Below are 9,034 nucleotides of genomic sequence, written 5' to 3' on the forward strand. Positions count from 1 at the left end.
CCAACATCTTTAGATGTTGGAACAAAATATTGTCTCTCAAAAAGGCTTTAGCCAAACAACTACAATCTAAATGAAAAAAGAACTACACATCTTCTTCACCTGTTTGATGTTCTACACCAGAATTCCTTGTCCAAAAAACATCAATCATGATCCAGATTACTTAAATAAAGCAACACGATATTTTCCATTTATCGGTTGGATTGTAGGAACAATTTCATTTGCTTTTTTCTATATTTTTTCACTTTTCCTATCAACAGAAACGGCAGTTATTTTTGCCATCATAGCTTCTGTATTAACAACTGGAGCTTTTCACGAAGATGGATTTGCTGATGTCTGCGATGGATTTGGCGGAGGATGGACTAAAGAAAAAATCCTCATGATTATGAAAGACAGCGCAATTGGAGCTTATGGAGCAATTGGATTAGTTTTACTTTTTTTAGCAAAATTTAAATTGCTGACAGAATCAATTTCACTTTTTACAAACAGTAATTCTTATTTATTAGTTTTTTTATTATTTATTTCCGCTCATTCTATAAGTCGTTTAGCTGCAATTAGTATTATTTTCACGCATGAATATTCTCGAGACGATGCTTCAAGCAAAAGTAAACCGATTGCTAAAAAACATAGCTGGAAAGAAATTTTCGGATCTTTTTTCTTCGGATTGATTCCTTTGCTGGCACTCTCCTATTTCAATTCTAAATTTCTTTTAGCTTTAATTCCTGTTTTTATTATGCGTTATTTTCTCGCTAGATATTTCCAAAAATGGATCGACGGCTATACAGGAGACTGTCTTGGCGCAACACAGCAAGTTTGTGAAGTTGTTTATTACTTAAGCTTTCTTTTGATATGGAAATTTATTTAGTTCGTCATACTGAAACGGTCTGTGAGAAAGGAATCTGCTACGGGCAATCTGATGTTGATATTGCTGCTCCTTTTGAAATGATATTCGAAAACATTGTTTCACAACTACCTTCAGAAGCTCTCATTTTTACAAGTCCGTTAAAACGCTGTGTTACTTTAGCAAAATACATTCAAGCAAAAACCAAAGCAATTTCATATCAAGAAGACGAGCGTTTAATGGAAATGAATTTTGGCGATTGGGAATTGAAAAACTGGAATGAAATTCCACCAGAACAATTAAATCCATGGATGGAAGATTTTGTAAATATTAAAGTTCAAAATGGAGAATCGTTTGCTGTATTACACGAAAGAGTTGGAGACTTTATAACAGCACTTATCTCAAAAAAAATAAAATCTCCAATTATTATTACAGCACATGCCGGTGTAATCAGAAGTATTTTATGCCACCAGACTTCACTTCCGTTAAAGGATGCTTTTCAAAACAAAGTAGACTTTGGACAGGTTATAAAAATCGAATTATAAAGTCCTTTTGTTTGCATTTTAATCTGAAAAGCAAAACAAATTTGAATTATCATTATTTTTAACTTTATATTTGCAGCAAATTAAGGTTGTGTTTTATTATTAACACATTAAAAGGGAATCAAGTAAAAATTCTTGAGCTGTACCCGCAACTGTAAGCTTTGTTCTGAAAAGAATGCTTGTTGTAAACTACAAAACCACTGTTCGCCGCGGCGAATGGGAAGGTAAACAACAAGACGCAAGCCAGGAGACCTGCCTTTGTAACAAATATCGAGCTCTCGGGAAAAAGAGTGTAGAAATTATGACTTTAAAAATACGCTTTGCTTGTCTTTTCTTATTGTTGTGCCAGAGTATTTTGGCGCAAAAAGATTCTATTAATAACCTGAAAGAAGTTCTGGTTTCTGATGCTAATCTTAAAAAATACTCCAATTCTCAATCCGTTTTAAAACTTAATGATTCCATTATAGGTAAAAATGAAGCTTTACTTACTGATTTATTAAATTTTAATTCAACTCTTTATTTTAAAGAATATGGTCGCGGAATGCTTTCTACGGTTTCTTTTCGAGGAACTACTTCTTCGCAGACTGCAGTAATCTGGAACGGAATTAACATTAATTCTCAAATGAACGGAAGTACTGATTTCAATACAATTTCGGGCTTCGATTATAATTCTGTCAGCGTAAAAGCAGGCGGAGGAAGCGTTATTTATGGCAGCGGTGCAATTGGAGGAACTGTGCATTTAAATAATGACATGAGTTTTTATAAGCGTTTTGAGAATAATTTAAGATTAGATTATGGCAGTTTCAACACGATTGGAATCAATTATAAAACCAATATTTCTAACGAAAAATGGAGTGCTCAAATTGGTTTTTCTAAAAACAGCTCAACAAACGATTATAAGTATTTAAATCGATATACTTGGAGAGGTGAACAACGCTGGAACCAAAACGGACAATACGACGTTATTACAATGAATGCCAATGTGGGATATAAAATTAATGCTAAAAACAGCTTAAAATTATACACTCAGACTTCAAATACAGATAGAAATACTTCTTTAATTACTGAAACAGAAACTAAAAGTAAGTATGTTAATGGTTTCAACAGAAACTTATTAGAATACGATGGTAATTTTGGAAAACTTACTGCGAATTTCAAAACGGCGTATATTTTTGAAAACTATCAGTATTATGCTGATAATTCAAAAAATCAATATACATACGGAAAAACGGAGAGTTTTATTTCTAAAGCTGATTTGGGTTACACTTTGTTTAAGTCGACTCAGATAAACGGAATCGTAGATTATAACAGAACAAAAGGTTACGGAAGCGGTTTTGGAGATAACACTAGAGAAATTGGTTCGGCTGCTTTACTTATAAAACAAGATTTTTCGACTGACTGGAAGAATGAATTTGGTATTCGAAAAGAATTTACAGACAATTACAAATCTCCTGTTTTATTCAATCTTGGATCTTCTTATCAGTTTAACAAATTGTACAATTTAAAACTGAATTTATCTCGAAACTTCAGAATCCCAACTTTCAATGATTTATACTGGGAACAAGGCGGGAATCCTGATTTAAAGCCAGAAAGCTCTTATCAGGCAGAAATTGGAAACGTTTTTACTTTTAAAAACATTTCGCTTACACAGACTTTTTATTACATCAAAATTAAAGATTTGCTGCAATGGGTTCCGGGTTCAAATGGCATCTGGACACCTCAAAATAGAGATAAGGTTAATAGTTATGGTGCCGAAACTTTGTTGAGTTGGAAAAAACAGTATGGTAAAAATATTTTTGGTGCAAATGCTTCTTATGCTTACACTGCTTCTAAAGACGAAGAAACTAAAAAACAGCTTTTCTTTGTTCCTTTTAATAAAGTGACAGGTTCCGTTTCTTATTCTAGAAATAGAATCTCTGCTTATTATCAATTTTTATATAACGGATTTGTTTACACTAGAGCAGATAACAATCCAGACGAAATCATAAAAGATTATACCTTATCCAATATTGGAATCGATTATGATTTTAAATTTCTTGACTCCTTCAAACTTGGCATTCAGGTATTGAATATTTTCAACGAAAATTATGAAAGTCTTGAGGACAGACCTATGCCTGGTCGAAATTTCAACATGTATTTAACTTTAAAATTTTAATAATTATGAAACTTAGTAAATTACTTTTAATAGCACTTGGTGTTTCCTTATTTGTGTCTTGTTCTAATGACGATGATGACCAGCCAAAAGGAGAATACGACAACGGATTTTTCATTTTAAATGAAGGAAGTACAGGACAAGGGACGGTTTCTTTTTCTAGTGATAATTTTAGTCTTTTTACAAAAGATGCTTACACTGCAGCAAATGGATCAGATTTACTTGGAAAATACGCTCAAAACATTTTCTTTAACGGAGACAGAGCTTACATCATTGCTGGTGGTTCAAATGTTATAAATGTAGTAAACAGATATACTTTTAAATTAATCGCTAAAATCGACAGCGGACTTGCTAATCCAAGATATGGTGTTGTAAAAGACGGAAAAGCTTACGTTACTAATGCAAATACTTACTCGTACATTAATGCTGCCACTGGCGATACTGATGATTACGTTGCTGTAATTGATTTAGCGACAAACAAGGTAGAATCAAAAATCGAATTGAATGCTACTGCAAACAGACTTATTCTTGAAAATGGTAAATTGTACATTACTGAACCAGATGCGAGCGACAAACTTTTGATTGTTAATATTGCAACTAAAACTGTAGAAGCTCCAATAACAATTGGAACGAGCGCTGATTCAATTGAAGAGGAAAATGGTATTCTGTACATATTAAGAGCACCTTGGGGTGGAGCAAGCAGCGAAATTGTAAAAGTAAAATTAGCAGATAAATCTGTTTCTAAACTTCCATTCCCTGCAAGTTTAGAAAAAGCTGGATATTTAGATATTTCTGATGACAAAATTTATTATACAGTAAAAAATTCTGTTTTTGTTATAAACACTTCTGCAACTGCAGTTTCTTCAACTCCAATTTTCAATGCTCCTTCAGTTGCTAACTTATACGGTTTTGCAGTTAAAGACGGTAAAGTTTACTTGGCAGACAGCGGTAACTACAAAGTAGACAGTAAAGCATACATCTATAACTTGACTGGAACTTTACTAAAAGAATTAACAGTTGGTATTGCACCAAATGGTTTCTATTTTAATGATTAATTCTTTTAGAATTTGTTATTAGTTTTTGGAAAAAAAATAGGCTTTCATCTCTGAAAGCCTATTTTTTTTACTTCTATTTTAAAGTCCTCATAAATTCTTTTGGAACATTCTCTAAATACATTTCATTTCGAAGTCCATTTATTTTTTTAGAATTGCTGATTTCAGGTAAATCGAAACTGTCGTCGGTTTGGATCTTTTTAGCTGTTGCTCCTGTTATTTTTGAAATCACTAGATTTAACAGCGGCTCCGTTTTATCTCCTAATATCCCCAAATGAGTACCTGGTTCATCCTTTATAACAACCTTTTCATTTAAAGGAAAGGTTGGTGATAATCCTTGTGTATAATCTCCAAAATCAGCGGCATTAGCAATTTTAAAAACCAACGGCTGCATAGCATATCTATGATTTGGATTCACCTTTGTCTTGGTTAAAGTTGGAGAATCATAAACCGTAAACGAACCCACATTTTTACCTGTAGTAATTTCGCCTACCTGAACAACTTCAATATATGGTTTTAGTCCGTTGATAACCAATTCGCTTGCAGATGCTGTATTTGCTGTGGTGATAATGAATACTCTCGCCAAGTTTAAACTATTTATTGCTGCACCATCAATACTTTTTACAAATCTTTCATTCAATAGCTCTAAATCATCGGCTGTCATCCCAGCCATCAACTTAAAATTATATTGTCTTTTCGAAAATATTTTCCCTTCAAACTGTCCGGTAATCATGCTGGCTAAACGTGTAGAAGATCTTACAGAACCTCCGCCGTTATATCTTAAATCTAAAACCAGATCCGTAATTCCTTTTAAGTCGCCAAAAGCCTGGTTTAACTTGGAATCATATCCTGCATAAAATCCATTATACATTAAATATCCTATCTTGTGTTCTCCAGATTCAATCACTTTATTAATAAGAATAGGATTTTCTTCTAAAGTTGTTTTAGACAAGGAAACCGTTTTTCCGTTCAATACAAATGCCGATCCGCTAAAATCAGCAAGATCTAACGTATAGTTATCATTACTTAATAAAGATTGATAATTTGAAATCGTAAGTTTAGTTCCGTTTATACTCGTAAACAAATCTCCTCTTTTAACATCTTTAGTCGATGCATTAGAATTAGGAATAACATAACGAACATAGCCCACTAAATCATTAGATCCCTGAGCAATTCTAGTAAGTTTAAAATCTAAACCGTTATTTTTTGAAATTCCGTTAAGCTCCTGTTCTAAAACTGTATAATCATCAACAATCCAGCTAAAACGATCAATTGCATTACCATTTGGGTATTTGCTTATTGGTTTATTCAACAAATCCTGAAATAAATCTTCTGGTCTTGAATAACCCGCTAAATAATTTTCTAAGTCCGCTTTTGTCGCAAAACGATCATCGGCTAAATTTGGCACATCAGCCTGCCATAAATAAACTTCATTCAATCCTCTCCATACAAAATCATTAACTTGTAAATGAGACGGAGACATAACATCGTCCTGATCTTCACAAGATTGCAAAGAAAATGCAAGCATACACAAGAGAAGTGCTGATCTTAGAATTGTTTTCATAAAATTTGGTTTCGGCATCATTATAAAATACTAACGTAAAAATACTATCTTTAGTTTTAAGTAGTATTCTTTTTTTATAAAAAAAATACAAAGTCTTTGTAACAAAAATAATCGTGTCTCGTCTTGACTATATAAGCTAACGAATAACCTTTAATTTATGAACCAGAATGTGTTTATAGAATTAGTAAATCCTTTTAAAGACAAAGTTTTTCGTCTGGCAAAACGATTGCTTACCAGCACCGAAGAAGCAGAAGATGCTGCTCAGGAGGTAATGGTTAAATTATGGAATAAAAAAGACGATTTAAGTGCTTATAATAATGTTGAAGCATTGGCAATGACAATGACTAAAAATTATTGTCTTGATCAATTAAAATCAAAAAGAGCTGGAAATCTAAAAATTGTTCATAATAATTTTACCGATCGTGAGCCGCAATTGGATAAAAAACTGGAAGATTCAGACAGTTTAGAGTGGGTTGAAAAAATAGTAAACCAACTCCCTGAACAATTGCAAATAATACTTCAATTGCGAGATGTCGAGCAATATGAATTTGATGAAATTGCAAAAATTGTCAATATGAATGAAACAGCGATTCGAGTAGCACTTTCAAGAGCAAGAAAAAAAATTAGAGAAGCAATGATTAACACACACAGTTATGGAATCAGATAAAATAGAATATATATTAGAAAAATACTTCGAGGGAGAAACAACTATTGCCGAAGAAAATCAATTAAAAGAATATTTTTCATCATCAAATGTTGCGCAGCATTTGGAGCAATACAAACCGCTTTTTGGTTATTTCTCTCAAGTAAAACAGCAAAAATCGACGCAGGAAATTCCACTACAAACTAAAAAACGAAATGTGGCGTGGTTATCGATTGCTGCTTCGGCTGTTGTTTTACTCGGAATTGGAACTTATTTTTTGATAAGTGAAAAAAATGCAGCTCCAGTGGTTGCAGCACAATCAGAATTAGGAACCTATGATAATCCGGAAGAAGCGCTGAAAGCGACTCAAAAAGCTTTGGCACTATTATCAAACAATGTTAATGTAGGTATCGAAAGTGTACAATACATTAATGAATACGAGCAATCAAAAAACAAAATCTTTAAACAGTAATTAAATTCAATCAAAAATGAAAAATCTTATCATAACACTAGTATTCGCCTTTGTAACAAATGTATTTTATGCTCAAGGCGCTTTTGACAAATTTGATGGTCAAGACGATGTTACTTCAGTAATCGTAAACAAAAAAATGTTCGATTTAATGAGCAAAGTAAAAGCTGACCCAACTGACAAACAAACACAACAATACATTAATCTGATTAAAAAATTAGATTATTTGAAAGTGTTTACAACCAAAAATCCAAAAATCGAAGCAGATATGAAAGCTTCTGCTGATAAATATATCAAAACAGCAGGTTTAGAAGAACTAATGAGAGTAAATGACAGCGGTAAAAATGTACGCATAATGGTAAAATCAGGCGCCAGCGATACACAAATTAAAGAGCTGCTAATGTTTGTTGACGGTGCAAAAAATGACGAAACTGTCTTACTTTCTCTAACTGGAAATTTTGACTTAAACGAGATTTCAGTACTTACAGACAAAATGCAGCTTCCAGGCGGTTCTGACTTAAAAAAAGCCTCTAAAAGCAAAAAATAATTGCAAAATCACCAGCAGTAAAAAGTTTGTGCAAACGAACATTTAACAATCAAAAGGTGATAACATACATGACCTATAAAAAATAAATTCAACATAGATGAAACTCAATGTTTTTACCTCAGCCCTTTTAGTTTTATTGACTTTAGTAAGTTGTAATTCTGAACCTTCATTGCAAAAATATTTTGTACAAAACACAGACAATAAAGATTTTATTGCTCTCGATGTTTCCTCTAATATTTTAAATTTAGACAAAGCAAAATTATCTGCGCAGCAAAACGAAGCTCTAAAATCATTTGACAAAATGAATATTCTAGCTTTTAAAGCAAATGACAAGAACCAAGCTCAATTCGAAACTGAAAGAGCAAAAGTCAAAGCTATTTTAAAAGATCCAAAATACCAACAGCTAATGACGTTTGGTTCTGGTAAAGACGGCGCTTCTATAAGCTATGTGGGCACGGATGAAAACATTGAAGAGTTTGTTGTTTTTGCTAATCGAAAAGAAAATGGTTTTGCTGTAGTTCGTGTTTTAGGAAAAAACATGAATCCAAACAATATAATGACTTTAATGACCGTTCTAAAACAATCAAATATTGATTTGGAACAGCTAAAACCTTTACAGCAGCTAGTTAAATAACAACTACATTTTACTTTAAAAATAAAAAGCTCCATTATGGGGCTTTTTTATTTTTAACAATTAAGAAGATAAAACTGAATAATCTTTAGATTCTTTTTCGTATATATTATACGAATTTAATTACATTTGCCTTTAACCAATACATTTAATAAATTAAAACAAACATGGTACAAAAAACATCAGTTGCCTTTATAGCGGCATCGTGGGTAGCTCTTGGAGCTGGAACAATTGGATTTATAGTTGGACTTGCAAGAGCTGAAATGCTTTTAAACGAGAAAGGATATTACTTTACTGTATTAATGTTTGGTCTATTCGGAGTAGTTTCATTACAAAAAAGCGTTAGAGATAGACTAGAAAATCTTCCTGTTACAAATATGTATTACGGTATATGCTGGTTTGGAACGCTTTTATCAATTGCTTTATTGACCATCGGATTAGTAAATGCGACTATCTTACCAAGCGAAAAAGGTTTTTATGCTTTTGCTTTTCTACTTGCTTTATTCGGTGCTATTTCTGTACAAAAGAACACAAGAGACAATATGTCGTACGAAAAAAGCGAATAACAAAAAATAATCAAAACAAAAAAGCTCCAA

General features: G+C 32.5%; 10 protein-coding genes and 1 riboswitch. Of the genes, 9 read left to right on the top strand and 1 reads right to left on the bottom strand.

The genetic code is table 11. The features are described 5' to 3' along the window. The first annotated feature begins 70 nt into the window (after positions 1–70). The 4 genes from B0A81_RS12350 (at position 71) to B0A81_RS12365 (ending at position 4,587) form a co-directional block, all read left to right on the top strand. Positions 71–862 carry an adenosylcobinamide-GDP ribazoletransferase gene (locus tag B0A81_RS12350; RefSeq protein ID WP_089058327.1) on the top strand — a complete coding sequence of 264 codons (792 nt, stop codon included), beginning with the start codon at positions 71–73 and terminating at the stop codon, positions 860–862. Next, the gene (gene cobC / locus B0A81_RS12355; protein WP_089058328.1) at positions 847–1,383 is read left to right on the top strand and encodes an alpha-ribazole phosphatase; all 537 of its coding nucleotides are present in this window, start codon (positions 847–849) and stop codon (positions 1,381–1,383) included. Before B0A81_RS12350 ends, cobC begins: the two co-directional genes overlap by 16 nt. Before the next feature lie 66 nt (positions 1,384–1,449). After that, positions 1,450–1,654, top strand: a riboswitch (cobalamin riboswitch). Positions 1,655–1,681: 27 nt separating this feature from the next. Continuing rightward, complete coding sequence (locus tag B0A81_RS12360) at positions 1,682–3,535, top strand: TonB-dependent receptor plug domain-containing protein (RefSeq protein WP_089058400.1); 1,854 nt, start codon at positions 1,682–1,684, stop codon at positions 3,533–3,535. Positions 3,536–3,540: 5 nt separating this feature from the next. Continuing rightward, positions 3,541–4,587, top strand: coding sequence for a YncE family protein (locus B0A81_RS12365; RefSeq protein ID WP_089058329.1), 1,047 nt, complete (start codon positions 3,541–3,543; stop codon positions 4,585–4,587). A gap of 73 nt (positions 4,588–4,660) precedes the next feature. Here B0A81_RS12365 and B0A81_RS12370 read toward each other — a convergent pair whose 3' ends face one another. After that, positions 4,661–6,148 (bottom strand): S41 family peptidase, encoded by a 1,488-nt coding sequence (locus B0A81_RS12370; protein ID WP_089058401.1) that lies wholly within the window; start codon positions 6,146–6,148, stop codon positions 4,661–4,663. 157 nt (positions 6,149–6,305) lie between these two features. Between B0A81_RS12370 and B0A81_RS12375 the strand changes: the two genes are divergently transcribed. The 5 genes from B0A81_RS12375 to yiaA all read left to right on the top strand — a co-directional run bounded on the left by B0A81_RS12375 (position 6,306) and on the right by yiaA (position 9,004). Continuing rightward, the gene (locus tag B0A81_RS12375; protein ID WP_089058330.1) at positions 6,306–6,815 is read left to right on the top strand and encodes an RNA polymerase sigma factor; all 510 of its coding nucleotides are present in this window, start codon (positions 6,306–6,308) and stop codon (positions 6,813–6,815) included. After that, a complete protein-coding gene (locus tag B0A81_RS12380; RefSeq protein ID WP_089058331.1) occupies positions 6,802–7,263 on the top strand; it encodes a hypothetical protein in 462 nt (153 codons plus the stop codon). The genes B0A81_RS12375 and B0A81_RS12380 overlap by 14 nt, the downstream gene beginning before the upstream one ends. A 16-nt stretch (positions 7,264–7,279) precedes the next feature. Further along, positions 7,280–7,807, top strand: a complete 528-nt coding sequence (locus B0A81_RS12385) for a DUF4252 domain-containing protein (RefSeq protein WP_089058332.1) — start codon at positions 7,280–7,282, stop codon at positions 7,805–7,807. 97 nt (positions 7,808–7,904) lie between these two features. Then, positions 7,905–8,441: a DUF4252 domain-containing protein gene (locus B0A81_RS12390; protein WP_089058333.1), complete on the top strand. Its 537-nt coding sequence runs from the start codon at positions 7,905–7,907 to the stop codon at positions 8,439–8,441. Between the two features lie 164 nt (positions 8,442–8,605). Next, positions 8,606–9,004 (top strand): inner membrane protein YiaA, encoded by a 399-nt coding sequence (yiaA, locus tag B0A81_RS12395; RefSeq protein WP_089058334.1) that lies wholly within the window; start codon positions 8,606–8,608, stop codon positions 9,002–9,004. Positions 9,005–9,034 lie beyond the last annotated feature (30 nt).

Source organism: Flavobacterium plurextorum (assembly GCF_002217395.1).
GTDB classification, from domain to species: Bacteria; Bacteroidota; Bacteroidia; order Flavobacteriales; family Flavobacteriaceae; genus Flavobacterium; species Flavobacterium plurextorum.

Excerpts from the sequence above, each read along its gene's own strand:
- B0A81_RS12350 (WP_089058327.1), top strand. The coding sequence starts at position 71 with ATGAAAAAAGAACTACACATCTTCTTCACCTGTTTGATGTTCTACACC.
- cobC (WP_089058328.1), top strand. The coding sequence starts at position 847 with ATGGAAATTTATTTAGTTCGTCATACTGAAACGGTCTGTGAGAAAGGA.
- B0A81_RS12360 (WP_089058400.1), top strand. The coding sequence starts at position 1,682 with ATGACTTTAAAAATACGCTTTGCTTGTCTTTTCTTATTGTTGTGCCAG.
- B0A81_RS12365 (WP_089058329.1), top strand. The coding sequence starts at position 3,541 with ATGAAACTTAGTAAATTACTTTTAATAGCACTTGGTGTTTCCTTATTT.
- B0A81_RS12370 (WP_089058401.1), bottom strand. The coding sequence starts at position 6,148 with ATGAAAACAATTCTAAGATCAGCACTTCTCTTGTGTATGCTTGCATTT.
- B0A81_RS12375 (WP_089058330.1), top strand. The coding sequence starts at position 6,306 with ATGAACCAGAATGTGTTTATAGAATTAGTAAATCCTTTTAAAGACAAA.
- B0A81_RS12380 (WP_089058331.1), top strand. The coding sequence starts at position 6,802 with ATGGAATCAGATAAAATAGAATATATATTAGAAAAATACTTCGAGGGA.
- B0A81_RS12385 (WP_089058332.1), top strand. The coding sequence starts at position 7,280 with ATGAAAAATCTTATCATAACACTAGTATTCGCCTTTGTAACAAATGTA.
- B0A81_RS12390 (WP_089058333.1), top strand. The coding sequence starts at position 7,905 with ATGAAACTCAATGTTTTTACCTCAGCCCTTTTAGTTTTATTGACTTTA.
- yiaA (WP_089058334.1), top strand. The coding sequence starts at position 8,606 with ATGGTACAAAAAACATCAGTTGCCTTTATAGCGGCATCGTGGGTAGCT.